The following is a 26,863-nucleotide window of genomic DNA, read 5'->3' on the forward strand; positions in this document are numbered from 1 at the left end:
TCTTCGCGTTGCATCGAATTAAACCACATACTCCACCGCTTGTGCGGGCCCCCGTCAATTCCTTTGAGTTTCAGTCTTGCGACCGTACTCCCCAGGCGGCGAACTTAACGCGTTAGCTTCGATACTGCGTGCCAAATTGCACCCAACATCCAGTTCGCATCGTTTAGGGCGTGGACTACCAGGGTATCTAATCCTGTTTGCTCCCCACGCTTTCGTGCCTCAGTGTCAGTGTTGGTCCAGGTAGCCGCCTTCGCCACGGATGTTCCTCCCGATCTCTACGCATTTCACTGCTACACCGGGAATTCCGCTACCCTCTACCACACTCTAGTGACCCAGTATCCACTGCAATTCCCAGGTTGAGCCCAGGGCTTTCACAACAGACTTAAACCACCACCTACGCACGCTTTACGCCCAGTAATTCCGAGTAACGCTTGCACCCTTCGTATTACCGCGGCTGCTGGCACGAAGTTAGCCGGTGCTTATTCTTTGGGTACCGTCAGAACAATCGGGTATTAACCGACTGCTTTTCTTTCCCAACAAAAGGGCTTTACAACCCGAAGGCCTTCTTCACCCACGCGGCATGGCTGGATCAGGCTTGCGCCCATTGTCCAATATTCCCCACTGCTGCCTCCCGTAGGAGTCTGGACCGTGTCTCAGTTCCAGTGTGGCTGATCATCCTCTCAGACCAGCTACGGATCGTCGCCTTGGTGGGCCTTTACCCCGCCAACTAGCTAATCCGACATCGGCTCATTCAATCGCGCGAAGCCCGAAGGTCCTCCGCTTTCACCCGTAGGTCGTATGCGGTATTAGCGTAAGTTTCCCTACGTTATCCCCCACGAAAGAGTAGATTCCGATGTATTCCTCACCCGTCCGCCACTCGCCACCCATAAGAGCAAGCTCTTACTGTGCTGCCGTTCGACTTGCATGTGTTAGGCCTGCCGCCAGCGTTCACTCTGAGCCAGGATCAAACTCTTCACTTAAAATTACATGTCCGAAGACAAATACTTTAGCTGCAGAAGTTCAACCACTGACAACTTATCGCTTGCAAAGCAATTAATATGTTGCTTTTTGATTAAACGTCTGCAAGATGGACAATCATCCTTCCTGCAGGCGTCCGCACAAATTACCTGCGCACACTGTCAAAGAACATTGGGAAGTGGCCTCAGCGCCGTTCCCGTCAGCTTCGTCGTTTCCGTCGAAGCGAGCCGCCCATTATAGCGGACTTTTTCTTGCCGTCAACACCTCATTTCGAGGAGGTTGACGCTGCTTCGTTTCGACCCGAAGGTTTTCTGCGAAGCGAGCCGGCCATATTAGCAGGCTTTTCATCCTCGTCAACCCCTCGTGAAGAGGAAGTTGCCGCCGCTGCACTTCAATCCGCCGTAGCGTCTTTCCGTGTAGCGAGCCGCCCATCATAGCCGGCTTTTTCGTTTCGTCAACACCTTAATTTCAAGGAGTTTTCGAACCCTTTCTGCTTTGGCGCCGTGTTTGCGGGCCGTTGCGTCGGGGGAGGCGAACTATATGCCCAGAGAACGGATTTGGGAAGGGTTTTGTGAAAAATTTTTCACTAAGCTGCCAAAAACTTGCGCTATGGCTCACTCAACCCCGGATCAGCCTCTTGCACATCTACGAATTCACCCTCTCTATCTAATGGCGTGGTTCGTACAACCGTCGAGGTTGCCGCCCTACAGCAACCTCGAATCGCTCCAGGCCAGTCACGAGTCAGGCACTCACGAGCGACACCCGGGCGAAATTGCGTTTGCCCACCTGGATGACACCTTCGAAGCCGTGGGCGAAGACGCGGCTGGCATCTTCCATCACTTCGCCGTCGATCTTGACCGCGCGCTCCTTGAGCTTGCGGGTGGCTTCGGAATTGCTGGGCGTCAGGCCGGCGGCTGTCAGCAAGCTGGCGATGCGCAGGCCTTCGGCCGGCACGACCACTTCCTGTAGTGGCAATAGGCTGGTGTCGCCCTGCCCTGTCACTACGGCGTGCCAGCCGGCAATGGCCTGCTCTGCGGTGGCCGCATCGTGGAAGCGCGTGGCCAGTTCGCGCGCCAGACGTAATTTGACCTCACGCGGGTGCAGCTCACCGGAGGCAACCTGTTCCTTCAGACGCGCGGCCTCGGCCATGCTGATCTCAAAGGACAGCAGGTCGATCCAGCGCCAGGTCAGCTCATCGCCGATCTTCATGGTCTTGGTGACGATGTCGATGGCCGGTTCGTTGATGCCAATGTAGTTGCCCAGCGACTTGGACATCTTGGCCACGCCGTCCAGGCCTTCCAGCAGCGGCATGGTGATCACGATCTGCGGCGCCTGGCCGTAGTGCTCCTGCAGGCCACGACCCATCAGCAGGTTGAACTTCTGATCGGTGCCGCCCAGCTCGACATCGGCTTTCAAGGCGACCGAGTCGTAGCCCTGTACCAATGGATAGAGAAATTCGTGGATGGCGATCGGCTGCTGGCCGCCGAAGCGCTTGGCGAAGTCGTCGCGCTCGAGCATGCGCGCCACCGTGTGCTGGGCGGACAGCTTGATCATGTCCGCCGCGCTCATCTGGCCGAACCACTCGGAGTTGAAGCGCACTTCGGTGCGTTCGCGGTCCAGGATCTTGAAGACCTGCTCCTCATACGTACGGGCATTGGCCAGCACGTCCTCGCGACTGAGCGGCTTGCGGGTGACGTTCTTGCCGCTCGGGTCGCCGATCATGCCGGTGAAGTCACCGATCAGGAAGATGACCTGGTGCCCAAGCTGCTGGAACTGCCGCATCTTGTTGAGCAGCACGGTGTGGCCCAGGTGCAGGTCCGGCGCGGTGGGATCGAAGCCGGCCTTCACCCGCAGCGGCACGCCGGATTTCAGTCGCGCTTCGAGCTGATCGAGCTTGAGGATCTCTTCGGCGCCACGGCCGATGAGTGCGAGGGATTCTTCGATAGTGGCCAACCACAGACTCCAGCGGCGCTTGCCGTCAAAAACGTGAATGATGTTAAACGCGGGTTAATTTCGCGCCAAGTGAAAATAATGAACAGGCTCAATGGTTTGACGCGCTGTTACAGGCTGTCTATGGTACCGGCGATTGGGCTCGCACTTCGAGCCAGCGAGGAATTTGAACGATGCAGAACTCAGAGCAGGGCCGTGCACGCAAGCGGCGCTTTCACGAACGCCTCCACGTCCTCCACGACACTGCACTGCATCGCAAGCTCAAGGCGCATCTTCCGGCGGCCTTCAATGACCGTTGGACACGCCGCCATTGGATCCACGCCAGCCTGTTCGCCACCATCGGTGCGTTGGTGGCCACCATTGTGCCGGGCTTTTCCAACGCCATCGATACGCCACTTTCCAGTCATTCGACGCTGGCATTGCCGTTGCCGCCGCTGGTGCCCAGCCGCAAGCAACTGGCGCCAAGCACCGATTGGGAGATTCTGCAGGTCAAGTCGGGCCAGACGCTGAGCACCTTGTTCGGCGAGCTGGGAATCCCGACGGCGGTGATGTATCAGGTACTGGCGCATCCGGGCACCAAGGAGGCGCTGACCAAACTGCGTCCCGGTACTGAAATTGCGTTTGACATGCCGACACCCGGCCAGCTGCGGGCGCTGCGCTTCGATCGCGATGACAGCCACCGGGTGGAATTGCGCCTGCTGGGCGACAGCGTGCGCGAGCATGTGACCGAGCGGGCGACCACCACGCGCACGGTGGTGGCCAGCGGGGAGATCAGCAGCTCGCTGTATGCCTCTGCCGGGAAATCCGGGCTGTCGCCGGCGGCGGTGGCGGTCATGACCGATGAAATCTTCAAGTACGACATCGACTTCGATAAAGACCTGCAGCCGGGCGACCGTTTCAGTGTGGTGATGGACGAGACCTGGCGCGAAGGTGAGCGGATCAGCACCGGCGACATCCTGGCGGCGACCTTCACCACCGGTGGCAAGACGTACACCGGCTTCCGCTTCGAGCGCGCCGGCAAGCCGGCCGAGTATTACGACATCACCGGCCGGCCCTTGAAGAAGAGCTTCATCCGCATGCCGGTGGCTTATAGCCGGATCAGCTCCACCTTCGGTGCGCGCAAGCACCCGGTGCTGGGCACCATGCGCATGCACAAGGGCGTGGACTATGCGGCCGCTTCGGGCACGCCGATCATGGCGGCCGGCGATGCGCGGGTGGTGTTTGTCGGTACCCAGCGCGGCTACGGCAATGTGGTGATCCTGGACCACGGCAAGAACTACAGCACGCTGTACGGGCACATGTCGCGCTTCGGCAAGATCAAGGCCGGCCAGCGCATCAACCAGGGCACGGTGATCGGCTATGTCGGCATGACCGGCCTGGCGACCGGCCCGCATCTGCATTACGAATTCCGCGTGGCCGGGCAGCAACGCAACCCGATGTCGGTGACGATGCCGCCGCCGGAGCCGCTGCAAGGTGCCGAGCTCGCGGCCTTCCGGGCGCAGACGGCGCCGGCCCTGGCGCGAATCGAAGGCATGGAAAAGTTGATCTATGCCGACGCCGCCAAGCCGGCCAAGGGCAAGTCGCGCGGTTGAGCGGCTGCGGCCAGGCAACCGAGGCAGTTGCTGCAACGGTGACGCGGCGCGGGCCGCGCAGAACGCCGACCACTGTATGCGGTCACGCTGGGTGGCTGATCCATCCGCAGCCACCGTTGTGGTCTGCTGGGTGTCGTAAGCGCCAGTAGCTCCCACACCCTGCCTTGGTCTCACTGCCGTCCGTTACTGCGATAGGTGCGGTGGCCGGAGAGGCCTGAGATCTGCGGGGAAACTGCGCGCCGCCGTGGCCCTGGCGGCACGCGTCCCGGTAGTGAGGTCCGGTGGCGACGCGGGTATCGCGCATCAGTGGCGCGCGCGAGACCGGTTGACGGACCTGGCCCGGCTGCACAAGCTGGCCGACCGTGCATCTCTGGCTTCGGCATGTCTGTCCTGGAACGCGTTGACTCTCCGCTCTATCTTGGCCTGATGTCGGGCACCAGCGCCGATGGCATCGATGCGGCCCTGGTGCGTTTTGCCGATGACAGCCACCGCCGCTGCGAACTGGTTGCGGGCACGACCGTGCCATGGGCGCCGCCGCTGCGCGCTGCCCTGATCGCACTAGGCCAGGGCGCCGAGACGGTGGCCATCGATGCACTGGGGGAACTGGATGCGCAGGTGGGGCTGGCCTTTGCGGACGCCGCCAACCGGTTGATCGCAGAGAGCGGCGTTGCGCGGCAACATATCCGCGCGATCGGCTCGCATGGGCAGACCATCCGCCACCGGCCCAAGGCCGACCCGGCCTTTACCTGGCAGATCGGCGATACCAGCCGGATTGCCGAGCATACCGGCATCACCACGGTGGCCGATTTCCGCCGCCGCGACGTGGCCGCCGGTGGCCAGGGCGCGCCGCTGATGCCGGCCTTTCACGTGGCCATGCTGGGTGCGGGCGATGAGGATCGCGCGGTACTCAACCTGGGCGGCATCGGCAACCTGACGCTGATTCCGCGCGATGGCACGGTACGGGGCTTCGACACCGGGCCGGCCAATGCGTTGCTGGACAGCTGGTGTCAGCAGCACCGCGGCACGGCCTTCGATGCCGATGGCCTGTTTGCTGCCAGTGGGCACGTCGATTCGGTCCTGCTGCAGGCACTGCTGACCGACCCGTGGTTTGCGTTGGCACCACCAAAGAGCACCGGGCGCGAGCAGTTCCATCTGGCCTGGGTCCGGGAGGCGATGGGCAGCACGGCGCTGCAGGCGGCAGATGTGCAGGCGACCTTGCTGGAACTCACGGCGGCCACGGTGGCCGAGGCCTTGCTGCGGCTGCAGCCGCAGACCCGGCGCGTGCTGGTGTGCGGCGGCGGCGTACGCAACCCGGTGTTGATGGCCCGCCTGGCAGCCCGGTTGCCAGGCGTGGTGGTGGAATCCAGCGCGCGGCACGGGCTGGATCCGGACTATCTGGAAGCGATGGGTTTTGCCTGGCTGGCGGCCGAACTGCTGGCCGGACGCCCGGCCAATCTGCCCTCGGTGACTGGGGCTGCGGGGCCACGGCTGCTGGGGGCGATCTATCCGGCGTAAGCGCAACAGCGGGCCGAACGGCCGCGCCGCTCGCCGGTGGTGGCTGCTTGCGCAGGTGCATGCATGGTGTGTCGACCGGCGCTGCCGCTGGACCGGACTACGGTTGACGCGGCAAGCCGCTGGCGATGGTCTGCGTGAACTGCGCGAGCGGCCGGCAGGCAGACTCCTCGTCAGCGCTATCGCCGATCGTCCGTCTTCCGGGTCGGCGCCGGATGGTCCGCGCCAGCACCACCGGCATCCGCTGTCAGGGGTTGTTGCCCGCCGGCAGCGCCTTGAGCGCGGCGATCGCTTCGGCCAGGGCATCGACCTCCGGATGCTGCAGGCCACCGGTGACTTCATATTCGCTGGCGAACAGGCCTTGTTCGAGCAGATGCATGACGGTCTGGTGCTGGGTCCAGCCACGTGCGACGGAAATGCGACGGATGCGGTCTACCAGCACCGGGTCGATGTCACGCAATACCAGATCGGTCATGCTTATTCCTTGTCTGCGAGGCACCGTCCCCTCGGCGCGTCGAGCGATCATCCCGTAACGATGGGGCGGCCCACAACGATTACACGACAGCCGTCTGCCGGCGCTGCTGCAGGATCAGCATCCCGCACAAGACCACAACCGGAATCGCAACTAGCGCGGTCCCGATAAAGAACAAGGCGTAGCCTTCCATCAACGTTCGCCCCTGCGTCAAGACCTGCACCGACCATCCAGAAAAGCCTTTCAGGGCTTTGCCAGGCATGGCGTAGAACGAACTCAATAAGGCGTACTGGGTTGCGGTATAGCCAATACTGGTCAGGCTGGACATGTACGCGATCAACGCGGTGCCGGCAAAGCCATTGGCAAAATTGTCGATCGCCATTGCTACTGCGAATTTGGTTGTGTCCGGACCAACATAGGCCAGCCAGGCAAATGCCAAATTTGAACAAGGTCCAAGTACCGCACCGGCCATCAGGGTCACCAAAACACCCCAACGCACTGACACTAAGCCAGCCGCCGCGATGCCGATGAAGGTCGCCACCAGACCCACCGATCCGCGGATGGTGCCGACGGTGTCTTCAGACAAGCCAAGGTCGACGTAGAACGGGTTTGCCATTGGCCCCATCACGAAGTCGGCCATGCGGTAAACACTGATGGCCACCAGGATCAGGATGGCGCCGCCACGATGTTCGCGGACGAATGCCAGAAATGGCCCGGCGATCGCGTCGAATAACCCTCCAGGCGTCCACAGTGACGCAGCCCGCGTCTTCACGGCGACCGCTTCGCGGGCCGGCTCTCGGGCCATGGTGACGGCGACCACGCCCAGCACCATCAGGGCGGCCATCACTTCATAGGACATCTGCCAGCCGACACGTGCGGCGATGATCAAGATCAGAGCATCGGTAACTAGCAGGGCCGAGCGATAGCCCAGTGCAGAAGCGGACGTGAGCAGGCCGAGCTGTTCACTGTTGTCGGCACTCTCGATGCGCCAGGCGTCAATGACGATGTCCTGCGTGGCCGAGGCGAAGGCAACCACCACCGCCGCCGCCCCAAAGACCACCAGGTGCTCCCAGACGATACCCATCACGAGCACCTCACCGCCCTTGGGCTGAACCAGCGCCATGCCAATCAGGCCTATCGCCACGATCGCCTGCGATAACAGCATCCAGCCGCGGCGTCGGCCCAACCGGCCCAACAGCGGCACGTCCGTCTTGTCGACAATCGGTGCCCATAAAAACTTCATGGTGTAGGCCAGACCCACCCAGGACAGGAACCCGATCGTGCCTAGATCGATGCCTTCCTTGCGCATCCAGAAGCCGAGGGTGTTGCCCACCAGATACAGCGGCAGGCCGGAACTGAAGCCCAGCAGCAACATCGCCAGCACTTTGCGCTGGCGAAGGTTGTTCAGCACTTGCTGCCAGCGTCGGCGCGGTTTGGCGGTCTCACTCACAGCGCGTAATCCACGATGTAAGGCGCGTGATCGGAAAAGCGCTGCTCGCGATAGATCGCGCAGGCCTGCAGTGCCTCGCGCAGGCCAGGGGTGACCAATTGATAGTCGATGCGCCACCCCACGTTGTTGGCGCGCGCCGCGCCGCGGTTGCTCCACCAGGTGTAGTCCTGGCCTTGCGGGTGCAGGACGCGGTAGCTATCGACCCAGCCGCGGCCTTCGGCGGCGTTGGCGTCGTCTGCCGCGTCGGCGCACAGGCCGTTGAGCCAGTCGCGCTCGGGCGGCAGGCAACCGGAATTCTTCTGGTTGGACTTCCAGTTCTTGATGTCCAGCGCAGTACGCACGATGTTCCAGTCGCCGCACAACACGTACTGGCGGCCGCTGGCCAGCCACTCGTCCAGGATCGGCCGCAGCCATTCCATCACCTGGAACTTGTAGCCCTGGCGCAGCTCGCCCGAAGAGCCGGACGGGATATAGAAAGAGACCACGCTGAGGTTGCCGAAGCGCGCCTCGATGTACCGGCCTTCTTCGTCGAACTCGGGCCAGCCCAGGGCGGTGCGCACTTCGTCGGGTTCGCGCCTGGCATAGATCGCCACACCGCTATAGCCCTTCTTGGTGCTGGCATCGCGAAACCAGGCCTTGTAACCGGCCGGCAAGAATTCCGGCCCGGCCAGCTGATGCTCCTGCGCCTTGGTCTCCTGGATGCACAGCACGTCGGCATCCTGGGTGGCGAACCAGTCGAAGAACCCCTTGCTGGCGGCCGAGCGCAGGCCGTTGGCATTGAAACTGATGATGCGCATGGATGAGGAGCCGGGATTCGGGAATGGGAATTGGAGATTCGTGAAAGCGTACCGCATCAGCGGATGCCGCAAGGCGCGACCGGCTATGCTTTCCAATCCCGAATCCCTACTCCCCAATCTCGTCACCATGACCAACCACCGCACCCGTTTCCTGCAGCTGGCCCTGGGCGCCGATGCCCTGCGCTTTGGCGAGTTCACGCTCAAGTCCGGGCGCGTCAGCCCGTACTTCTTCAATGCTGGGCGGTTCGATTCCGGGGTCAAGACCGCGGAACTGGCGCACTGCTACGCCGATGCGATCGATGCGGCCGGCGTGGAGTTCGACCTGCTGTTCGGCCCGGCCTACAAGGGCATCCCGCTGGCCACCGCACTGGCCTGTGCCTATGCCGGGCGTGGGCGTGGGCGTGACCTGCCGCTGGCGTTCAACCGCAAGGAGGCCAAGGACCATGGCGAAGGCGGCACCCTGATCGGCGCGCCGCTGGCCGGGCGCAAGGTACTGATCGTGGACGACGTGATCACCGCCGGCACCGCCATCCGCGAGGCCCAGGGCATCATTCGCGCCGCTGGCGGTACGCCGTCGGGCATCGTGGTGGCGCTGGACCGGCAGGAGATCGCCTCCGAGCAGGATCGCCGGTCGGCGGCGCAGGCGGTGGCGGCCGAGGCCGGTATTCCGGTGATCGCAGTGGCCAACCTCGCCGATCTGCTTGCTTTTGCGGAAGGAAACGCCGACCTTGTCGGCTACCGGGAACCGCTGCTGGCCTATCGAGGCCGCTACGGAACCGACACCACAGGCTGACGGCAGGCGACAGGGGGCTGCGATGATGCCGAGACACACACGTTTGGCATTGCTCGCTGCCGTTGCGGCAGCCGTCGTCGTGGCCCCTGGCCTGGCGCAGGACAAGCCGACGGCCAAGAAACTGTATTGCTGGAACCAGAACGGCGCCCGGGTGTGCAGCGACACGCTGCCACCGGAGGCGGTGAACCAGGCGCGCGACGAGTTCAACGTCAAGAGCGGGCTGCGCAGCGCCGAGGTGCAGCGCGCGATGAGCAGCGACGAGCGTGCTGCCGCTGCGGCCAGCGAGCAGCAACGCCAGGCCGATCTGGCCGCCGAGCAGATGCGCCAGCGCACCGACCAGGCGATGCTGATGTCGTATCAAAGCGAAGACGACCTGCGCCGGGTGTTCAACGAGCGCATCGCCATCGTCGACAACAACATCCACACCGCGCGCTTCAATGTGACCAGCCTGCGCGAAGGGCTGGCCAGCATGCTGCGCACGGCCGGCGACCGCGAACTGGCCGGCCAGGCCGTGGCCGACAAGCTGGCTGGCGACATTCAGCAACGCCATCGCGAGCTGATGGCGCAGTTGCGCCTGCAGACCAGCTTCGAGCAACAACGGGTGGCGCTGGACGGCGAGATCGCCGACATCCTGCAGCGCTACCGCGCCATGAAGGAACCGCCCGGCGGCGCTCCGCCCGCCGGCTGAGCGGCGGCCGTCATTCCCGTCCAGGCGCACGGTCGCTGCGGGCGGCATTTCCCGATCCGACGCCCTGCCCGCATAATGGCCGGTCTTACTCCTTGCCCACGAGGCTCTCCCGCATGGCCCGGATCATCGCCATTGCCAACCAGAAGGGCGGCGTCGGCAAGACCACGACGGCAGTCAATCTGGCGGCCGGCCTGGCGCGCGCGCCCAAGCGTGTGCTGCTGGTGGATCTGGACTCGCAGGGCAATGCCACCATGGGCAGCGGCATCGACAAGCGCGATGTGGCCGCGTCCACCTGCGATCTGCTGCTGGGCGAAAACACCGCGGCCGAGATCCGGGTCACCGCGCCGGAAGGCTTCGACCTGCTGCCGGGCAACATCGACCTGACTGCCGCCGAGATCCAGCTGATGGACCAGGGCGAGCGCGAGCAGCGGCTCAAGCGCGCGCTGGCGCCGATCCGCGACGAGTACGACTTCATCCTGATCGACTGCCCGCCGGCGCTGTCGCTGCTGACGCTCAATGCGCTGACCGCGGCCGATTCGATCATCGTGCCGATGCAGTGCGAGTACTACGCGCTGGAAGGGCTCACCGCGCTGCTGGAAACCATCGAAGCGCTGCGCGCCAACCTCAACCCGGCGCTGGAAATCGAAGGCGTGCTGCGCACGATGTTCGACATCCGCAACAACCTGGCCAACGCAGTGTCGGCGGAGCTGACCGAGCATTTTGGCGACAAGGTGTTCCGCACCATCGTGCCGCGCAACGTGCGCCTGGCCGAGGCGCCCAGCCATGGCCAGAGCATCGTCGGTTACGACCGCAGCTCCCGGGGTGGCGTGGCCTACCTGGGGCTGGCCGGCGAAATCGTGCGCCGCCAGAACGACCGTAACAAGGCCGTCCGGCCCGTGGAGACCGTCTGATGAGCAAGCCGCCTCTGGCGAAGAAGCGCGGCCTGGGCCGTGGCCTGGAAGCGCTATTGGGACCGAAGGGCGCAGCAGCGGCAACGGCGCCCGGCGCCACCAGCGACGACGTGCTGCAGCCGGGTGACACATTGCGCCAGTTGCCGGTAGGCCAGCTGCAACCGGGCAAGTACCAGCCGCGCCAGGAGATGGACGAGGTCAAGCTGGCCGAGCTGGCGGAGTCGATCAAGGCGCAGGGCGTGATCCAGCCGATCGTGGCGCGCGAGCTGGCGCCGGGGCAGTTCGAGATCGTGGCCGGCGAACGCCGCTGGCGCGCCTCGCAGCTGGCCGGGCTGACCGAGGTGCCGGTGGTGGTGCGCGAACTGGACGACCGCACCGTCATCGCGATGGCGCTGATCGAGAACATCCAGCGCGAAGATCTCAACCCGCTGGAAGAAGCGCAGGCGCTGCAGCGGCTGATCGACGAATTTTCGCTGACCCATGCCGAGGCCGCTGCGGCGGTGGGCCGCTCGCGGGCCTCGGTGTCCAACCTGTTGCGGTTGCTGGAATTGCCGGTGGCGATCCGGGTGCTGCTGGAAACCCGCCGCCTGGAAATGGGCCATGCGCGGGCGCTGCTCACGCTGGCACCGGAGCTGGCCAGCAAGCTGGCGCAGGAAGCGGCTGACCAGGGCTGGTCGGTGCGCGAGGTCGAACACCGTGCGCAGCAATTTGCCGCCGGCAAGGTGCCCGGTTCGCTGCGCAAGGGCAAGCCGGTGGCCGCGGCCCCGCAGGCCGATATCGCCTCGCTGCAGACCGAACTGTCCGAGTCGCTGGGCACCAAGGTGGTGTTCAACCATGGCCGCGGCGGCAAGGGCAAGCTGGTGATCCATTACACCGACCTGGACACCCTGGAAGGCGTGCTGGAACGTCTGCGCGCGCAGCGCGGCTGATCGCGGCCGCACATCCAACAGGATCCTCGTCGGCAATGAATCCCGCCAAGGTGGACCGCCAGCATCTGCTGCAGCTGACCGACCTGCCCAATGTCGGGCCGGCCTGCGAAAAGGACCTGCGCCTGATCGGTATCCGCGTGCCTGCGCAGCTGCGCGGTCGCGATGCCTACGACATGCATGCACAGCTCTGCCTGCGCACGGGCGTGCTGCACGACCCCTGCGTGATCGATGTGTTCCTGTCGATCGTGCGTTTCATGGAAGGCGGGGCGGCGCAGCCGTGGTGGAAGTTCAGCGCCGAACGCAAGGCCAAGCTCGCCAGCGAAGCGCCGCTCGCGCTGCGGTGAACGACCACGCATGGCGCGTTGCCGTCCTTCGCTGGAGCACCGCATGAGCCGCGCCCACCGCGAGCCGAGCCTGGCGCCCTGCGCACTGCAGGCACGTCAGCAGCATCAACCCGCCGGCGCCGCATGCAGCCATGCCTTTGGCGGCTGGCGCATGCAGATCGATCGCACCGGCCTTTTGTTTCCGCATTTTTCAGGATCACAGCCATGACCATCCTCGTCACCGGCGCCGCCGGTTTCATCGGTGCCTACACCTGCCGCGCGCTGGCCGCGCGTGGCGACACGGTGGTGGGTCTGGACAACTACAACAGCTACTACGATCCGCAGCTCAAGCACGACCGGGTTGCCGCGTTGTGCCCGGACATCGATCTGCGCACGCTGGACCTGACCGACCGCGATGGCCTGGCGGCGCTGTTCGACGAGATCCGGCCCACCCGCGTGGTACATCTGGCCGCGCAGGCCGGGGTTCGCTACTCGCTGGAAAACCCGCATGCCTACGTCGACAGCAACCTGGCCGGGTTCGTCAACATGCTGGAGCTGTGCCGGCACCGCGGCGTACAGCACCTGGTGTATGCCTCCAGCAGCTCGGTGTACGGCGATTCGGCCACGCCACCGTTCTCCGAAGACCAGCGCGTGGACCAGCCACGCTCGCTGTATGCGGCGACCAAGGCCGCCAACGAATTGATGGGCTACACCTATGCGCAGTTGTACGGCCTGCGCGCGACCGGGCTGCGCTTCTTCACCGTGTATGGCCCGTGGGGCCGGCCGGACATGGCGCCGCTGCTTTTCAGCCGCGCGGTGCTGGCCGGGCGCCCGATCGAGGTGTTCAACCACGGCAGGATGCAACGCGACTTCACGTTCGTGGACGACATCGTGGCCGGCGTGCTCGGCGCGCTGGACGCGCCAAGCAGCGAGCCGATACCGCACCGGGTGTTCAACCTGGGCAACCACACGCCGGTGGAGCTGGAATATTTCATCGACGTGATCGCCCAGGCCGCCGGCCGGCCGGCCGACAAGGTCTACCGGCCGATGCAGCCGGGCGACATGATCCGCACCATGGCCGACACCCGGCGCGCGCAGGCGGCGTTCGGCTTCGAACCGGCCACGCCGGTCGAACGCGGATTGCCGCAGGTGGTGGACTGGTGCCGCAGCTACTTCGGCGAGCGCGCTTAGAGCGACTGACAACGCTGCTGCGCAGCCGCCAGGCGGGTCCGGCCGGTGCCCGGAATCGGCATGATCTGCTCGTACTCCGGTTCCTGCGCGCCGTCCGCTCCCACCTGACCACCGTTCACCAGGTCTAGCCCCTCTCGGCCCTGGGGTCGGGATCGGTGTGTTGGCGGCTGCCGGAGGCGCGCAGCATTGGCTTGCAGTGGCTGACCGGTGTGGTTTTGGGCTGCGAGGCGACATCGCATGGCCATCTTGCCGCCTCTCGTCGCCCGCGCAGCAGCTGATCGCAGGGCAGACCGCGGTGCAAGACCCTGGCGTGGCTGCGCTGACACGGCATGATCCGGGTATTGGCCCGCGCCGTTGCCGTCTCTGCTTGCGCCCAACCACACGCTACAGGCCGCTTGCGGGTCGCAGCCCGGCACATGAGGTGTGCTTGCTTCATGCCTGACTCAGACAGTCAGGGCACAATGCGCGATCTTTTTCGCTCAGCCTTCATCCGGCCACCACGAATCCATGAGCCAACCTCAGCTTTCCGTCGTCGTCCCGGTGTTCAATGAGCGCGACAACGTCGCGGCCCTGGTCGAGGAAATCACGCGCGCCTTGCGCGGGGTGGTGGCCTTCGAAATCGTCTATGTCGACGACCATTCGCGCGATGACACCCTGGCGGTGCTGCAAGGCCTGAAGGCCACCACGCCGGAGCTGCGCGTGCTGCATCACCTGACCCAGAGCGGCCAGAGCACGGCGGTACGCAGCGGGGTCAAGGCCGCGCGCGCCAGCTGGATCGCCACGCTCGACGGCGATGGCCAGAACGACCCGGCCGACATCCCCAAGCTGCTGATCGCGCGCAGCCAGGCACAGGCGCAGGTCAAGTTGTTCGCCGGGTGGCGGGTCAACCGCCAGGACTCCGGCTCCAAGCGCTGGGCCAGCAAGTGGGCCAATGCGATCCGCTCGCGCATGCTGCAGGACAACACGCCCGACACCGGCTGCGGCATCAAGCTGTTCGAGCGCGAGGCGTTTCTGGACCTGCCCTATTTCGACCACATGCACCGCTATCTGCCGGCACTGATGCAGCGCGCCGGCTGGCGCACGGTGAGCGTGCCGGTGAACCACCGCCATCGCACCGCCGGCGTGTCCAAGTACAACAACCTCAATCGCGCCCTGGTCGGTATCCGCGACCTGCGCGGCGTGGCGTGGCTGATCACCCGCAGCAAGCGCACCGAGGTGGAGGAACGTTGATGGAACCGTCGTTTCTCGATCAGCAGCTGACCTGGCTGTACTGGACCGGCATCCACGTCACCGGCTGGAAGCTGATCGGCTATGTGGGCGCGCTGATGTTCGGCGGCCGCTGGCTTGTGCAGTTCGTGGCCTCCAAGCGCGCCGGCAAGCCGGTGATCCCGCGCCTATTCTGGTACATGAGCGTGGTCGGCAGCCTGATGACGCTGAGCTACTTCGTGTTCTCGGCCAAGCAGGATTCGGTGGGCGTGCTGCAGAACCTGTTCCCGGCATTTACCGCGTTCTACAGCCTGTATCTGGACGTGAAGCATCGCGGCTGGAAGCGCGATCGCGCGGCGCATTGATGTGTTGCCGGGATTGCGGACGTGCGCGGTCACCGGCGCAGGCGATGGCCTTGCGGGCGGGATAGGCGTCGCCAAGCCGCAGGGATTGATGGACGTCTGAGGGCGCGATCGCCGCTTGGCATGTGCTGCGGTGCGGGCGCGTAGACCAGACGCGTGGCGTCTGCCACGGTCCGGTGCGGGTGCCGACTGTGTGGCGACCGGATGGATCCGTCATGGCGGGTTGTCACGCGCGAGTGCCGGCGCTTGGTAGCCGAGTCGTACACGAGGCTGCGAAGCTTACCGACCTGCGCGCGGGAAGCTGACCGATAGTGCCGCCATCACCCCGTCGGCAGGCTGTGCGCATGTCCAGCACGCGCCACTTTCCCCTGCCCCTGCCTGCGCCCACTGCGGCGTGTTGGTCGCTGTGCCTGCATGCACATCAGGGTGTGCCTTTGTTTGCAGACTGGCGCTGCGCGCGTGCTGCGGCCGCCAGTCTGGCCCTGCCGGGCCAGTGGCCTGGCGCGCGGCTGCTGTGCTGGGTGCTGCTGCCACGACGGTGGTGCGCCCTGGTGCAGGCACCGGGCAAGGCCGCCGTGCTGCAGCTGGCGCTTGCTGCACGACAGGCCGCCGGCGATGCCGTCAATCGTGCGCGCGGGCGCGGCGGCACGGTCTGGCAGCCGGACATCGAGGCGACCGCGCTTGCGCCGCAGGCCGACCACCGCCACTTTGCGCGCAGCCTGGTGGCCTTGCCGTTGCGCGCGGGCCTGGCCGAGCGGATCGGCGCGTATCCGTATTGGGATGCGGTGTGGTTGCCCGACCAGCGCGATGCTGCACCACTGCGTGCGCCCCACCCTCCCGCGCAGCTGGCAGCAACAGGTGGCACGCGGTGAGCCGCGTCGACGCCGGCGCTTCATCGAGGCGGGCGGTCGATGTCCGCGTCGGCGCGCGCCCTGGCGTTCTGCAGGCAGGGCGGTGCGCCGCAAGCGTGCGGTGTTCAGAACGCCAGCGGGTGTTCCGGCAGCAGGGCCTGCAGTTCGCTGCGGAACAGCGCGCGGATGCGCTCCAGCGCGGCCTCGCTGTCGGCCTCGAAACGCAGCACCAGGATCGGCGTGGTATTGGAGGCGCGCACCAGGCCCCAGCCGTCCACGAAGTCCGCGCGCAATCCGTCTATCGTGGACAGGCGCGCCGATTCGAACGGCGATTCTTCGCCAGCCTGCGCACGCTCCACAAACCGCGCCACCAGTGCATGCGCATCGCCGTCCACCGGGACCTTGATCTCCGGCGTGGACACGCTCTCGGGCAGCGCGTCCAGCACCTCGGACGGGGTTTCCTCGCGCTGGGCCAGGATCTCCAGCAGGCGTGCGGCAGCATAGATGCCGTCGTCGAATCCGTACCAGCGTTCCTTGAAGAAGAAGTGCCCGCTCATCTCACCGGCCAGTTCGGCGTCGGTCTCGCGCATCTTGGACTTGATCAGCGAATGCCCGGTCTTCCACATCAGTGGGCTGCCGCCGTTGCGCAGCACGTAGTCGGACAGCTTGCCGGTGCACTTCACATCGTAGATGACCAGCGCGCCGGGATTGCGCTGCAGCACGTCGGCGGCAAACAGCATCAGCAAGCGGTCCGGGAACACGACCGTGCCTTTCTTGGTCACCACGCCCAGGCGGTCGGCATCGCCATCGAAGGCCACGCCGATGTCTGCATCGAAGCGCTGCACCATGTTCACCAGGTCGTCGAGATTGTGCGGCTCGCTCGGGTCGGGGTGATGATTGGGGAAGGTGCCGTCGATGTCGCAATACAGCGGCACGACCTCGGCACCGATGGCCTCCAGCAGGCGTGGCGCGATGTCGCCGGCCGCACCATTGCCAGCGTCCACCACCACCTTGATCGGGCGGTCGAGCTGCACGTCGTCGGCAATGCGCTGGATGTAGGCATCGCTGATGTCGCGCTGCTCCAGGTCGCCAGGCGTGGCCGCGGTATGCAGCCGGCCTTCGTTGATGCGCTGATGCAGTTCGGTGATGGCCGCGCCGGACAGCGTCTCGCCCCCGATGACGATCTTGAAGCCGTTGTAGTCCGGCGGGTTATGGCTGCCGGTCACCGCCACGCAGCTGCCGGCGCGCAGTTCATAGGCACCGAAGTACACCACCGGCGTGGGCGCCAGACCGATGTCGGTCACGTTGCAGCCGGCACGCCGCAGGCCTTCGATCAGGCCAGTGGCCAGCTCCGGCCCGGACAACCGCCCATCGCGGCCCACCACCACATCGCGCAGACCCTGCGCCTGCATCACGCTGCCGATGGCCTGGCCGATCAGCGCTGCAACCCCGGGAGTGAGCTCCTTCCCGACCACCCCGCGGATGTCGTAGGCGCGGAACATGTCGGTGGCGACCTGGACCACCGGCAGCGGCGGTGGCGGTGCAGGCGATACCGCCTGGTCCAGCGCACGCGCGTCGCTGGCAAGGCTGGCGTCGTGCTGCAGGCTTTGACTGAAGGTGGGCTCGTCGGCCGTGGTATCGCCGGCAACGCGACGACGTGGCAGTGCCACCCGGCCACGGCTTGCCAGCACCAGCAACACGGCAATGGCCAGCAACAAGGCGGCCACGATGGCGCACCCCAGCGCGCCCAGACCCAATGGGCCGTTGTCGCTCTGCGGTACCGCAGCGGCCACGCGCAAGCCACTGGTGCCGAGCGGGCGTGCCAGGGTTTCGGCGGCATCGGCCAGGCCTACGTCGCCTTGTTGGGCCACGTTGTAGCTGCCCTGGCGCAAGGCCAGGTAGGCGCTGCCGGGCACGGCGATCGCATCCAGCGGGCCGATCAGGCGCAACAGCGGCAGCCGGGCATACGCCACCGCCGGCTGCGCGCCCAGGCGCACTGCGGCAGCCACGCCCAAACGTACCTGCCTGGCATCGCGCACCACATGGACCTGCGCACGCTCGGCCACCAGCGCCGATTCGAGCAGGCTCAGTCGCGCATAGCCGAAGTCCTTGGGATTGGCATAGGCGGCGGCCAGATCGCCGGGCAGCACCTGCACGTCCTCGGCGCCCTTGAAGCGCTCGCGGATCGCCGAGGCGGCGGCCAGCGCATCGCCGTTGGCCAACGCAGCGGCCACCGGCGGCTGTTTGAGCACCGCGTCGAGCTGGCTGGCCTGCGCAGACATTGCCTGGCTGACATCCTGCACGGCGCGATCGCGCGCCTGTTCCAGGTCGTGCGCAATCGCGTCCTCACGCCATTGCGTGTAGCTGCTCCAGCCAAACCAGGCCGCCAGCAGCACCAGCACGCCCCCCAGCACCGGACCACTCGTACGCACGCTGGACATCGACTGCCTGCGCTCGTTCGCCTTGCTCATGTGACTCCCCCGTCAGCGCACGCCGGTGTGGCCGAATCCACCCGCTCCCCGCGCGCTGTCGACGAAAGTATCCACCACTTGCAAGCCCACGCGCACGATCGGAAGGATCACCAATTGCGCAATCCGGTCGCCCGGCTCGATGGTGAAGGCCTCACGGCCGCGATTCCAGGTACTGATCAGCAGCGGCCCCTGGTAGTCGGCATCGATGAGCCCGGTGCCGTTGCCCAGCACGATGCCGTGCCGGTGGCCCAGCCCCGAGCGCGGCAGGATCACTGCGCACACCTGCGGGTCGGCCAGATGGATGGCGATGCCGCTGGGAATCAGCGCCGCATCGCCCGGCTCCAGCGTCATCGGCGCTTCCAGGGCCGCGCGCAGGTCCATGCCCGCGCTGGCTTCGGTGGCGTAGGCCGGCAGCGGCCACAGATCGCCGAAGCGCGGGTCGAGCAGCTTCACCTGCAAGGACTGGGTCGGGATGCTCATGCCTGCAATCTCTCCGCGATCAGGGCCAGCAACTGGTCGGCCAGTTCAGTCTTGCTGCTGCTGGGAAACACGCGCTCGCCCCCCTGCCAATAGGCGGTGGCGGCATTGTTGTCGCTTTCGAACCCGCCGCCTTCGATCCCCACCTGGTTGGCGATGATCAGATCCAGCCGCTTGGCTGCCAGCTTGCCACGCGCGTAGTGCTCCACGTCGTGCGTTTCGGCCGCAAATCCGACCACCAGCTTGAGCGCGCCGGTCTGCGCGGCCACCTCGGACAGGATGTCCGGGGTGCGCACCAGTTCCAGGGTCAGGGTTTCGCCGGTCTTCTTGATCTTCTGCGCGACCACCCGCTTGGGGGTGTAGTCGGCCACCGCGGCGGCGCCGATGTAGATGTCGGCCGGGAACGCACCCAGTACCGCATCGCGCATCTGCGCGGCCGAGCGCACGTCGATGCGCTGCACGCCGGCCGGCGTGGTCTGGTGCACCGGCCCGCTGACCAGCACCACCTCGGCGCCCTGGCGGGCCGCGGCGGCGGCCAGGGCATAGCCCATCTTGCCGCTGCTGCGATTGCCGACGTAGCGCACCGGATCGAGGTCTTCGAACGTGGGGCCGGCGCTGATCACGATGCGCAGGCCCTCCAGTTGCGCGCTGCTGGGCACGAAGGCCGGCGCAGCACTGACCGACGGCGCGGCGGCGAGCGTGGCGGCATCACCCGCCAGTGCGGCAATGATCGCCGCCGGCTCGGCCAGCCGGCCGGGGCCGGATTCGCCTTCGGCCAGCGGGCCGTCGTCCGGGCCCACCACGGCCACGCCGCGCGCGCGCAACGTCGCCACGTTGGCCTGGGTGGCCGCATGCAGCCACATGCGATGGTTCATGGCCGGGGCTACTGTCAGCGGCGCAGTCGTGGCCAGGCACAGGGTGGTGACCAGATCGTCGGCCAGACCGTGCGCCAGGCGTGCCAGCAGGTCGGCGGTGGCCGGGGCCACGACCACCCGGTCGGCCCAGCGGGCAAGCTCGATATGCCCCATCGCCTGCTCGGCGGCGCTGTCCCACAGCGTGGTGCGGGTCGGGTGCCCGGACAGCGCCTGAAAGCTCAGCGGAGTCACGAACTGTTGTGCGCCGGCGGTCATGGCGACCTGCACCTGTGCGCCGGCGTCGCGCAGGCGACGGACCAGTTCAAGCGATTTGTAAGCGGCGATGCCTCCGCCGACGCACAGCAGCAAACGCTGTCCGTCCAGGGGGCGGGCCTGAGTGGAGCCGATCACGTCGGGGTCGTCCTACGGTTACAAGGACAACTAGATTAGCCGATGCCCCCGCTTGGCCTGATGGGCGTCGGCGATGAGCACCGGCAATCTCGCCATATGCACATACACGACTGGCCCACCCACGAACGTCCGCGCGAGAAACTTCTGGCGCGCAGTGCCGCTGCGCTTTCCGATGCCGAGCTGCTGGCGATCTTTGTCGGCTCGGGGCTGCGCGGCCAGGACGCGGTGCAGACCGCGCGCGATCTGCTGGATCGCCACGGCCCATTGCGCCCGCTGCTGGATCGTCCGCCCAAGGTCCTGGCGCGGCTGCCCGGGCTGGGCCCGGCATCGGCGTGCAAGCTCAGCGCCGCGATGGAGCTGGCGCATCGCCACCTGATGAGCGAGCTGGAGCGCGGCGACGTGCTCAGCGACCCGCTCAGCGTGGGCCACTATTTTTCGCAGCGGCTGCGCGCGCGGCCCTACGAAGTGTTTGCGGCGCTGTTCCTGGACAATCGCCATCGCGCAATCGCATTCGAGGAGCTGTTCACCGGCACCATCGACGGCGCCGATATCCATCCGCGTGAAGTGGTGCGCAAGGCGCTGCTGCACAACGCTGCGGCGGTGATCGTCGGCCACAACCACCCCTCCGGCAATCCGGAGCCGTCCGAGGCCGACCACGCAGTCACCGTGCGCCTGTCGCAGGGCCTGGAACTGGTGGATATCCGCCTGCTCGACCATTTTGTGATCGGCGATGGCCGCCCCGTCTCGCTGGCCGAGCGCGGCTGGCTGCGATGAGGCCGCCGCGTTGACCTGAACCATCACCCGGACCCCAGGGCCCGCGGTCGGGTAAAATCGCTGGTTTGGTTCCAAGCAGATCCCACGTGAAAGCCCTACTCCGCGCACTGATCGGCCAAGGCATCGAAGCCTTGCGCGCCAACGGCACCCTGCCTGCCGACACCCTGCCGCCGGATTTTGTGGTCGAGCGACCCAAGACACGCGAACACGGCGACTTCGCCACCAATGCGGCGATGCTGCTGGCCAAGGCGGCGCGCAGCAATCCGCGCGCGCTGGCGCAGGCGCTGGTGGCCGCACTGCCGGCCAGCGAGGACGTGGCCAAGGTCGAGATTGCCGGCCCCGGCTTCATCAACTTCCACCTCGCCCCCACCGCCTACCAGCGCGAAGTGGCGCATGTGATCAAGCAGGGCCACGACTACGGCCGCGGCCTGGCCGGCAATGGTCGCTCGGTGGGCGTGGAATACGTTTCGGCCAACCCGACCGGCCCGCTGCATGTCGGCCACGGCCGCGCGGCGGCGATCGGCGACAGCCTGGCGCGCGTGCTCGACGCCAACGGCTGGAACGTCAAGCGCGAGTTCTACTACAACGATGCCGGCGTGCAGATCGAAAACCTGGCGTTGTCGGTGCAGGCACGCGCGCAGGGGCTGACCCCCGACAGCGCGGGCTGGCCGGAGAACGGCTACCGCGGCGACTACATCGCCGACGTGGCCAATGCCTACCTGGCCGGCGACACCGTGGACCTGGAAGGCCACCTGGTCACCGGCACCAAGGATCCGGCGGACCTCGAATCGATCCGCCGCTTCGCCGTGGCCTATCTGCGTAACGAGCAGAACCACGACCTGGCCGCCTTCCGCGTCGATTTCGACATCTACTTCCTGGAAAGCTCGCTGTACAAGGACGGCAAGGTCGAAGAGGCGGTGCAAAAGCTCATCGCCTCCGGTCACACGTACGAGGAAGGCGGCGCGTTGTGGCTCAAGTCCACCGACTTCGGCGACGACAAGGACCGCGTCATGCGCAAGTCCGACGGCACCTACACCTACTTCGTGCCGGACGTGGCCTACCACCTGACCAAGTGGCAGCGCGGCTACGAGCGCGCGATCACCGAACTGGGCGCCGACCACCACGGCTCGCTGACGCGCGTGCGCGCCGGCCTGCAGGCGCTGGAGCTGGGCATCCCGCAGGGCTGGCCGGAATACGTGCTGCACCAGATGGTCACGGTGATGCGCGGCGGCGAGGAAGTGAAGCTGTCCAAGCGTGCCGGCAGCTACGTCACCCTGCGCGACCTGATCGAGGAAACCAGCGCCGATGCGGTGCGTTGGTTCCTGATCGCGCGAAAGCCCGATTCGCAGCTCACCTTCGACATCGACCTGGCACGCGCGCAGAGCAACGACAACCCGGTGTTCTACGTGCAGTACGCGCATGCGCGCGTGTGCAGCGTGCTGCGCCAGGCGCAGGAAAAGGGCTACAAATACGAGCAGGGCCACGGTCTTGCCCAGCTCGCCCGGCTGGACGATGAGCACTCGCTCACCGTGATGCTGGAGCTGTCGCGTTACCCGGAAGTGGTGGAAATCGCCGGTCAGGCACTGGAGCCGTACCAGATCGCGCAATACCTGCGTGAATTGGCGCACGCCTTCCACACGTGGTATCACAACAGCAAGGTGCTGGTGGACGATGCCGCCGAGCGCGACGCCAAGCTCACCCTGGCTGTCGCGACGCAACAGGTGCTGGCCAACGGTCTGGAACTGCTCGGCGTCAGCGCCCCGGAAAAGATGTAAGCGCTGTCGGAAAAGCACAGGCGCGGCGATCGACCGGGCGCGAGCGCCCCGCGCGGGCGTGCCACCTGCCGGGCTCAGCCGCCTGACGGCGACGCGGATCGCGCGCGCTACACGCAGGGCCTTCCACGGCCCGCAACGACATGATTCGGAGAAGTGGTAGATGGCAGCACGACGCGGTAAGAGCCAGGCACGACGCAACACCAGCAATGGCACCCCCGGTTGGGTGTGGTTGGTGGCGGGCGCCGCGATTGCGGCAGTGATCTTCCTGGCCGCCCCCAACCTGTTCAAGAAGGACGGCGACGGCTTCCTGCGCGTGGGCCCGCGGGCCAACCCGGACGCCCAGCCCGAACCGGTGGCCGACGCCGACACCGATACCCCTGCCGAACTGCCCAAGCCCAGCACGCCGCCTGCCAAGCCGCAGCCCAAGCCCGGCGATGCGCAGACCCAGTACGACTTCTATACCTTGCTGCCCGGCAAGGAAGTGCAGATGTCCGATGCCGAGCTGGCCGCCAGCGCACGCGCCGAAGAGGCCGCGCGTGCGCGCGCAGCGCTGGAAGGCAAGCCGGTGCCGCCAGCACCCGGTGCGGCCGCAAGCGTGGCCGCTGCTACGCCAGCCGCCAGCGTGCCGGTGCCCTTGAACGAATCTGCCGCCAGCGCACCCAAACCGCTGCCGGAAACCGCTCCGGCACGGCCGGCAGCCACGCCGGCGCCGGCCGGCACTGCGGCCATCACAACGCCCGCGGCCACGGCGCCGAAGCCTGCGACAACGCCTGCCGCTGCAGCGCCCTCGTCCGCTGCAGCGGCGGTGACCGACAACACCCGTTACATCCTGCAGGCCGGCTCGTTCGGCGCTTCCGGCGATGCCGAATCCACCAAGGCCAAGCTGGCGATGATGGGGCTGGCCGCACGCGTGGAATCGGCCGAAATCAGCGGGAAAACCGTCTATCGCGTGCGCATGGGGCCCTACGGCAGCGCCGGCGAACTGGCCGAGGCCAAGCAGAAACTCACCGGCAGCGGCCTGCCGGCCATTGCGATCAAGGCGCAGTAAGCGCGCATGCTGCGTCGCTGCGCCGGGCTGTTGCTGGGAACGCTGGCACTGACCGGCACGGCGCAGGCCACCGATCAGATCCGCGACCGCATCCAGATCGACGGCCAGCAGGCAACGTTGCTGGCCGAGCCGTTGTCCGGGCCCCTGGATGACCCGGACACCTGGACGCGCTTCGTGGCGCACGCACGCAGTGCGATGGGCAGCTGCACCGCCAACTGGCGCGGCTATCGCGCGGACTGGCGTCTGGACGCGCAGCAGCTGGTGCTTGATCGCGTCGTGCTGGGCGCCTGCGCCGATGCGCCACCAACCTTGCCGTTGGACGTCCTGTTCCCCGGCCAGCCGGCGCCAGTGCCGGCCGTGTGGGTGGATGGCGAAGTGATCGTCGCACTGCCGTCCACCGCGACGCCTGCCACGCACGCAGCGGGCGCCTACGTGGTGCTGCGGCTGCGCCGTGGCCATGTCGTCTCGCGCGAGAGCGTGACCGAAGAGATGCTGCGTGCGCGGCGTGCCGCAATGGCAAGCCCGCCCCCTGCGCTCTGAAACCGCCTTGCAGTGAATCCTGAATCCCCCGTCCCCCTGGAGTTCCGCATGTCCAAGACCGTCCTGATCACTGGTGCCACCTCCGGATTCGGCAGCGCTGCGGTGCGCCGCTTCGCCGCCGCTGGCTGGAAGGTCATCGCCACCGGCCGACGCGCCGAGCGCCTGCAGGCGCTGGCGGCCGCGCTGCCGGCCGGCCAGGTCCACACCGCCGCGTTCGACATGCGCGATGCGCAGGCCCTGTCGGCTGCCATCGACGCGCTGCCGCCAGCGTTCGCCGACATCGATGTGCTGGTCAACAACGCCGGCCTGGCGCTGGGCACCGCGCCGGCGCAGCAGGCCGACCTGGCCCAGTGGCAGCAGATGATCGACACCAATGTCACCGCGCTGGTCACGCTCACCCATCGCCTGCTGCCGGCGCTGATCGCGCGCCGCGGCGCCATCATCAACATCGCCTCGGTCGCGGCCACCTACCCATACACCGGTGGCAACGTCTACGGCGGCACCAAGGCCTTCGTGCAGCAGTTCTCGCTGGGGCTGCGCGCGGACTTGCACGGCACCGGCGTGCGCGTGACCTCGATCGAACCCGGCATGGCCGAAACCGAATTCACCCTGGTGCGTACCGGCGGCAACCAGGCCGCCTCGGACACGCTGTATCGCGGTGCCACGCCGATGACCGCCGACGACATCGCCGAGCAGATCTTCTATGTCGCCAGCCTGCCGGCCCACTTGAACATCAACCGGCTGGAAATCATGCCGGTGACGCAATCGTTCGCCGGATTTCAGGTGGCGCGCGACGCGCAGTGACATGCCGCGGCATGCTGGACGTATGCATCGGCAAGGGCCGAGCGCGTACGGAGGCAAGACGCCATCGCGCAATGCCTGAGAAGCCGCGCACTGCGCGGCTTTTCTTCCAGGAACGCATTCATGCGATCAAAGCACGCGCGCGTGGCAACGGCGATGCCACACAGCGTCGTTTGCCAAGCAATCATCGGCATGCGATCGATGGCCGAAGTCTGACCAGAGCGCACGCGGCAGCAGTGGTGCTGAGCGGCGTGGGCACGCTACGCCGCCTCGGCACCACCGGCCGGCCTGGCGCGCTGCCGCAGCAACATTCCACGCAGGCGCAGGAAAGGCCGCTCCACCGCGTAGTGCAGCAACGCGCCCACCAGCAACGCCACCCCACCATAGACGGCAAATGCCAGCAGGCCGTGGCCGTCCAGCGCGGCGCCGAGCCAGCCCTGCGTCACATGGAACATGGCCTTGTGGGTCAGATACAGGCTGTAGGAGATGGTTGCTAGCCACGCTGCGCCCGGCACCCGCAGCCGGCCGAAGGCGCTGCCGGTGGCAGTGCCGGCCAGCACGAGCAATGCCAAGCCCAGCGAAAGCACCGGCCAGCCCAAGGCATTGCCGATCAGGCCGGTGCGCTCGCGAAACAACCACATCGCCAGCGCTAGCACCGCCATGCCCGCCAGCAACCACGCGCTGCCGTACTGCTGCAGCCGTTGCCAGGTCTGCGGGCGGAAGACCTTCAGCACCGCGAGCATCACACCAGCCAGCAGGCCATCGAGGCGGTTCCAGGTGGGGTAGTAGATATCTTCGACGAACCAGTTGCGCTGCTGGTCACCGCCGATCTGGTCCAGCGCGGTGTTATGCAGCCAGACGCTGGTGCGCAAGGCGATGCCTGCCACTACCACCGCCATGCATAACGCGATGAATCGCCCGGCCGACGGACGCCGCAGCAGCACCGTGGCCAGTAGCGGAAACACCAGATAGAAGTGCTCCTCCACGCAAAGCGACCAGGCATGCGAAAACGCAGCCTGCTGGCCGTAATCGACGAACAGGTTCAGGGTGAAGGTGGCAAACATCCACCACGGCGCCAACCCGGGCGCTTCGCGAAACCCCGGCCATGTGATGTAGACGATCAGCACCAGCAGAAATGCCGGCAGGATGCGGAAGGCGCGACGCAGGTAGAAATCGGTGAAGTCCAGGCGCTGCCCGCGCGCCAGCGGCGTCAGCACCTGGCTGCCGATCAAAAAGCCGCTCAGCACGAAGAACAGGTCCACGCCCATCCAGCCGTAGCGCGACAGCCACGCCCAGTCCGGCCCCAGCCCGCCGACCACGAACGAATGGAACAGCATCACCCAGGCGATGGCGATGGCACGCAGCAGGTCCAAGGCGGGATAGCGCATGCGCACGCTCGATGACTGAAGGACGTCGATTGTGCCGCATGGCCGGTGTGATGGCGCCGGGATGTGGCGGCCGTGTCATTGCCATTGCATCGGGCAGTGCCGCCCGGGCATGCCATGCGACCGCAGACAGTCCCTGTCGGTGATGCGCGCATCGCCATCCATCAGCGGCGACGCAGGTGCAGGTCAACCTGGTGGGGGCACGACAACGGCGCCGCGATCATCGCGCCATCACCGCAGCCGCTGCCGCTGCCGCTCCAGGCGAGCGCCGTGACATGGCTCCAGCGCCTTACTACGCGCCACGGCAGTGCCGCAGCGCGTG

The 26,863-nt window shown here is 66.4% G+C and carries 24 protein-coding genes, 1 rRNA gene and 1 other RNA gene (1 of these 26 cut by a window edge); 17 read left to right on the forward strand and 9 right to left on the reverse strand.

Annotation, left to right across the window (positions count from 1 at the left end; translation table 11 throughout):
- Together OZ10_RS01175 and tyrS are read right to left on the reverse strand one after the other, a co-directional pair.
- A 16S ribosomal RNA gene (locus OZ10_RS01175) occupies positions 1–980 on the reverse strand; it reaches 567 nt to the left of the window's first position.
- A 739-nt stretch (positions 981–1,719) separates the two neighbouring features.
- The gene (gene tyrS / locus OZ10_RS01180) at positions 1,720–2,931 is read right to left on the reverse strand and encodes a tyrosine--tRNA ligase (protein ID WP_039413364.1); all 1,212 of its coding nucleotides are present in this window, start codon (positions 2,929–2,931) and stop codon (positions 1,720–1,722) included.
- A 170-nt stretch (positions 2,932–3,101) separates the two neighbouring features.
- Here tyrS and OZ10_RS01185 point away from each other — a divergent pair, with 170 nt between their 5' ends.
- Together OZ10_RS01185 and OZ10_RS01190 are read left to right on the forward strand one after the other, a co-directional pair.
- On the forward strand, positions 3,102–4,520 hold the full coding sequence (locus OZ10_RS01185; RefSeq protein ID WP_039563720.1) for a M23 family metallopeptidase: 1,419 nt from the start codon (positions 3,102–3,104) through the stop codon (positions 4,518–4,520).
- 381 nt (positions 4,521–4,901) lie between these two features.
- Entirely contained in the window at positions 4,902–6,035 is a 1,134-nt protein-coding gene (locus OZ10_RS01190; RefSeq protein WP_039563721.1) for an anhydro-N-acetylmuramic acid kinase, read from the forward strand.
- Between the two features lie 244 nt (positions 6,036–6,279).
- Here the strand turns inward: OZ10_RS01190 and OZ10_RS01195 are convergent, their stop codons facing one another.
- The 3 genes from OZ10_RS01195 to OZ10_RS01205 form a co-directional block, all read right to left on the reverse strand.
- Positions 6,280–6,507 (reverse strand): hypothetical protein, encoded by a 228-nt coding sequence (locus OZ10_RS01195; protein ID WP_003489057.1) that lies wholly within the window; start codon positions 6,505–6,507, stop codon positions 6,280–6,282.
- A gap of 79 nt (positions 6,508–6,586) precedes the next feature.
- Complete coding sequence (locus tag OZ10_RS01200; protein ID WP_039413381.1) at positions 6,587–7,954, reverse strand: AmpG family muropeptide MFS transporter; 1,368 nt, start codon at positions 7,952–7,954, stop codon at positions 6,587–6,589.
- On the reverse strand, positions 7,951–8,751 hold the full coding sequence (locus OZ10_RS01205) for an exodeoxyribonuclease III (protein ID WP_039413384.1): 801 nt from the start codon (positions 8,749–8,751) through the stop codon (positions 7,951–7,953). The genes OZ10_RS01200 and OZ10_RS01205 overlap by 4 nt, the downstream gene beginning before the upstream one ends.
- A gap of 127 nt (positions 8,752–8,878) precedes the next feature.
- On the opposite strand from OZ10_RS01205, the gene pyrE reads away from it, so the two are divergent.
- From pyrE to OZ10_RS01250, 10 genes are all read left to right on the forward strand, one after another.
- Positions 8,879–9,544 (forward strand): orotate phosphoribosyltransferase, encoded by a 666-nt coding sequence (gene pyrE / locus OZ10_RS01210; protein WP_039413386.1) that lies wholly within the window; start codon positions 8,879–8,881, stop codon positions 9,542–9,544.
- Positions 9,545–9,566: 22 nt separating this feature from the next.
- A complete protein-coding gene (locus OZ10_RS01215; RefSeq protein WP_039413390.1) occupies positions 9,567–10,232 on the forward strand; it encodes a hypothetical protein in 666 nt (221 codons plus the stop codon).
- A 113-nt stretch (positions 10,233–10,345) separates the two neighbouring features.
- Positions 10,346–11,143 (forward strand): ParA family protein, encoded by a 798-nt coding sequence (locus tag OZ10_RS01220; protein ID WP_039413394.1) that lies wholly within the window; start codon positions 10,346–10,348, stop codon positions 11,141–11,143.
- Entirely contained in the window at positions 11,143–12,072 is a 930-nt protein-coding gene (locus tag OZ10_RS01225; protein WP_039413397.1) for a ParB/RepB/Spo0J family partition protein, read from the forward strand. Before OZ10_RS01220 ends, OZ10_RS01225 begins: the two co-directional genes overlap by 1 nt.
- Positions 12,073–12,107: 35 nt before the next feature.
- Complete coding sequence (locus OZ10_RS01230; protein ID WP_039563722.1) at positions 12,108–12,416, forward strand: helix-hairpin-helix domain-containing protein; 309 nt, start codon at positions 12,108–12,110, stop codon at positions 12,414–12,416.
- Positions 12,417–12,620: 204 nt separating this feature from the next.
- The gene (locus OZ10_RS01235; protein WP_039563723.1) at positions 12,621–13,586 is read left to right on the forward strand and encodes an SDR family NAD(P)-dependent oxidoreductase; all 966 of its coding nucleotides are present in this window, start codon (positions 12,621–12,623) and stop codon (positions 13,584–13,586) included.
- Between the two features lie 60 nt (positions 13,587–13,646).
- A non-coding RNA gene (locus tag OZ10_RS20480) (sX9 sRNA) lies at positions 13,647–13,716 on the forward strand.
- Positions 13,717–14,093: 377 nt separating this feature from the next.
- Positions 14,094–14,816, forward strand: coding sequence for a glycosyltransferase family 2 protein (locus OZ10_RS01240; RefSeq protein ID WP_039563724.1), 723 nt, complete (start codon positions 14,094–14,096; stop codon positions 14,814–14,816).
- Positions 14,816–15,157: a lipid-A-disaccharide synthase N-terminal domain-containing protein gene (locus OZ10_RS01245; protein ID WP_039411109.1), complete on the forward strand. Its 342-nt coding sequence runs from the start codon at positions 14,816–14,818 to the stop codon at positions 15,155–15,157. Before OZ10_RS01240 ends, OZ10_RS01245 begins: the two co-directional genes overlap by 1 nt.
- A 308-nt stretch (positions 15,158–15,465) precedes the next feature.
- Entirely contained in the window at positions 15,466–16,026 is a 561-nt protein-coding gene (locus OZ10_RS01250) for a hypothetical protein (RefSeq protein ID WP_228889153.1), read from the forward strand.
- Between the two features lie 104 nt (positions 16,027–16,130).
- Here the strand turns inward: OZ10_RS01250 and OZ10_RS21950 are convergent, their stop codons facing one another.
- From OZ10_RS21950 to coaBC, 3 genes are read right to left on the reverse strand one after another with little or no spacing between them, the layout of a single operon-like run.
- Complete coding sequence (locus OZ10_RS21950; RefSeq protein ID WP_039563725.1) at positions 16,131–18,476, reverse strand: phosphomannomutase/phosphoglucomutase; 2,346 nt, start codon at positions 18,474–18,476, stop codon at positions 16,131–16,133.
- Positions 18,477–18,488: 12 nt separating this feature from the next.
- The gene (gene dut, locus OZ10_RS01260; RefSeq protein ID WP_039411114.1) at positions 18,489–18,956 is read right to left on the reverse strand and encodes a dUTP diphosphatase; all 468 of its coding nucleotides are present in this window, start codon (positions 18,954–18,956) and stop codon (positions 18,489–18,491) included.
- A complete protein-coding gene (gene coaBC, locus OZ10_RS01265; RefSeq protein ID WP_039411116.1) occupies positions 18,953–20,218 on the reverse strand; it encodes a bifunctional phosphopantothenoylcysteine decarboxylase/phosphopantothenate--cysteine ligase CoaBC in 1,266 nt (421 codons plus the stop codon). The genes dut and coaBC overlap by 4 nt, the downstream gene beginning before the upstream one ends.
- A 96-nt stretch (positions 20,219–20,314) precedes the next feature.
- Here coaBC and radC point away from each other — a divergent pair, with 96 nt between their 5' ends.
- The 5 genes from radC (at position 20,315) to OZ10_RS01290 (ending at position 25,159) form a co-directional block, all read left to right on the forward strand.
- Complete coding sequence (gene radC, locus OZ10_RS01270; RefSeq protein ID WP_039411118.1) at positions 20,315–20,992, forward strand: RadC family protein; 678 nt, start codon at positions 20,315–20,317, stop codon at positions 20,990–20,992.
- Between the two features lie 86 nt (positions 20,993–21,078).
- Complete coding sequence (gene argS / locus OZ10_RS01275) at positions 21,079–22,767, forward strand: arginine--tRNA ligase (protein ID WP_039411120.1); 1,689 nt, start codon at positions 21,079–21,081, stop codon at positions 22,765–22,767.
- 160 nt (positions 22,768–22,927) lie between these two features.
- Positions 22,928–23,815 carry an SPOR domain-containing protein gene (locus OZ10_RS01280; protein ID WP_039411122.1) on the forward strand — a complete coding sequence of 296 codons (888 nt, stop codon included), beginning with the start codon at positions 22,928–22,930 and terminating at the stop codon, positions 23,813–23,815.
- A gap of 6 nt (positions 23,816–23,821) precedes the next feature.
- Positions 23,822–24,355, forward strand: a complete 534-nt coding sequence (locus OZ10_RS01285; protein WP_039411124.1) for a hypothetical protein — start codon at positions 23,822–23,824, stop codon at positions 24,353–24,355.
- Between the two features lie 48 nt (positions 24,356–24,403).
- On the forward strand, positions 24,404–25,159 hold the full coding sequence (locus OZ10_RS01290) for an SDR family NAD(P)-dependent oxidoreductase (RefSeq protein WP_039411126.1): 756 nt from the start codon (positions 24,404–24,406) through the stop codon (positions 25,157–25,159).
- Positions 25,160–25,416: 257 nt separating this feature from the next.
- On the opposite strand, the gene OZ10_RS01295 is transcribed toward OZ10_RS01290, so the two are convergent.
- Positions 25,417–26,544, reverse strand: a complete 1,128-nt coding sequence (locus OZ10_RS01295; protein ID WP_039563727.1) for an acyltransferase family protein — start codon at positions 26,542–26,544, stop codon at positions 25,417–25,419.
- Between the last annotated feature and the right edge of the window lie 319 nt (positions 26,545–26,863).

The organism is Xanthomonas cannabis pv. cannabis (assembly GCF_000802365.1).
In the GTDB taxonomy this organism is placed as follows: Bacteria; Pseudomonadota; Gammaproteobacteria; order Xanthomonadales; family Xanthomonadaceae; genus Xanthomonas; species Xanthomonas cannabis.

Bases quoted from the DNA above. Each gene is read 5' to 3' on its own strand.
- OZ10_RS01185 (WP_039563720.1), top strand. From the start codon at position 3,102: ATGCAGAACTCAGAGCAGGGCCGTGCACGCAAGCGGCGCTTTCACGAA.
- OZ10_RS01190 (WP_039563721.1), top strand. From the start codon at position 4,902: ATGTCTGTCCTGGAACGCGTTGACTCTCCGCTCTATCTTGGCCTGATG.
- OZ10_RS01195 (WP_003489057.1), bottom strand. From the start codon at position 6,507: ATGACCGATCTGGTATTGCGTGACATCGACCCGGTGCTGGTAGACCGC.
- OZ10_RS01205 (WP_039413384.1), bottom strand. From the start codon at position 8,751: ATGCGCATCATCAGTTTCAATGCCAACGGCCTGCGCTCGGCCGCCAGC.
- pyrE (WP_039413386.1), top strand. From the start codon at position 8,879: ATGACCAACCACCGCACCCGTTTCCTGCAGCTGGCCCTGGGCGCCGAT.
- OZ10_RS01215 (WP_039413390.1), top strand. From the start codon at position 9,567: ATGATGCCGAGACACACACGTTTGGCATTGCTCGCTGCCGTTGCGGCA.
- OZ10_RS01220 (WP_039413394.1), top strand. From the start codon at position 10,346: ATGGCCCGGATCATCGCCATTGCCAACCAGAAGGGCGGCGTCGGCAAG.
- OZ10_RS01225 (WP_039413397.1), top strand. From the start codon at position 11,143: ATGAGCAAGCCGCCTCTGGCGAAGAAGCGCGGCCTGGGCCGTGGCCTG.
- OZ10_RS01230 (WP_039563722.1), top strand. From the start codon at position 12,108: ATGAATCCCGCCAAGGTGGACCGCCAGCATCTGCTGCAGCTGACCGAC.
- OZ10_RS01235 (WP_039563723.1), top strand. From the start codon at position 12,621: ATGACCATCCTCGTCACCGGCGCCGCCGGTTTCATCGGTGCCTACACC.
- OZ10_RS01240 (WP_039563724.1), top strand. From the start codon at position 14,094: ATGAGCCAACCTCAGCTTTCCGTCGTCGTCCCGGTGTTCAATGAGCGC.
- OZ10_RS01245 (WP_039411109.1), top strand. From the start codon at position 14,816: ATGGAACCGTCGTTTCTCGATCAGCAGCTGACCTGGCTGTACTGGACC.
- OZ10_RS21950 (WP_039563725.1), bottom strand. From the start codon at position 18,476: ATGAGCAAGGCGAACGAGCGCAGGCAGTCGATGTCCAGCGTGCGTACG.
- dut (WP_039411114.1), bottom strand. From the start codon at position 18,956: ATGAGCATCCCGACCCAGTCCTTGCAGGTGAAGCTGCTCGACCCGCGC.
- radC (WP_039411118.1), top strand. From the start codon at position 20,315: ATGCACATACACGACTGGCCCACCCACGAACGTCCGCGCGAGAAACTT.
- OZ10_RS01280 (WP_039411122.1), top strand. From the start codon at position 22,928: ATGGCAGCACGACGCGGTAAGAGCCAGGCACGACGCAACACCAGCAAT.
- OZ10_RS01285 (WP_039411124.1), top strand. From the start codon at position 23,822: ATGCTGCGTCGCTGCGCCGGGCTGTTGCTGGGAACGCTGGCACTGACC.
- OZ10_RS01290 (WP_039411126.1), top strand. From the start codon at position 24,404: ATGTCCAAGACCGTCCTGATCACTGGTGCCACCTCCGGATTCGGCAGC.
- OZ10_RS01295 (WP_039563727.1), bottom strand. From the start codon at position 26,544: ATGCGCTATCCCGCCTTGGACCTGCTGCGTGCCATCGCCATCGCCTGG.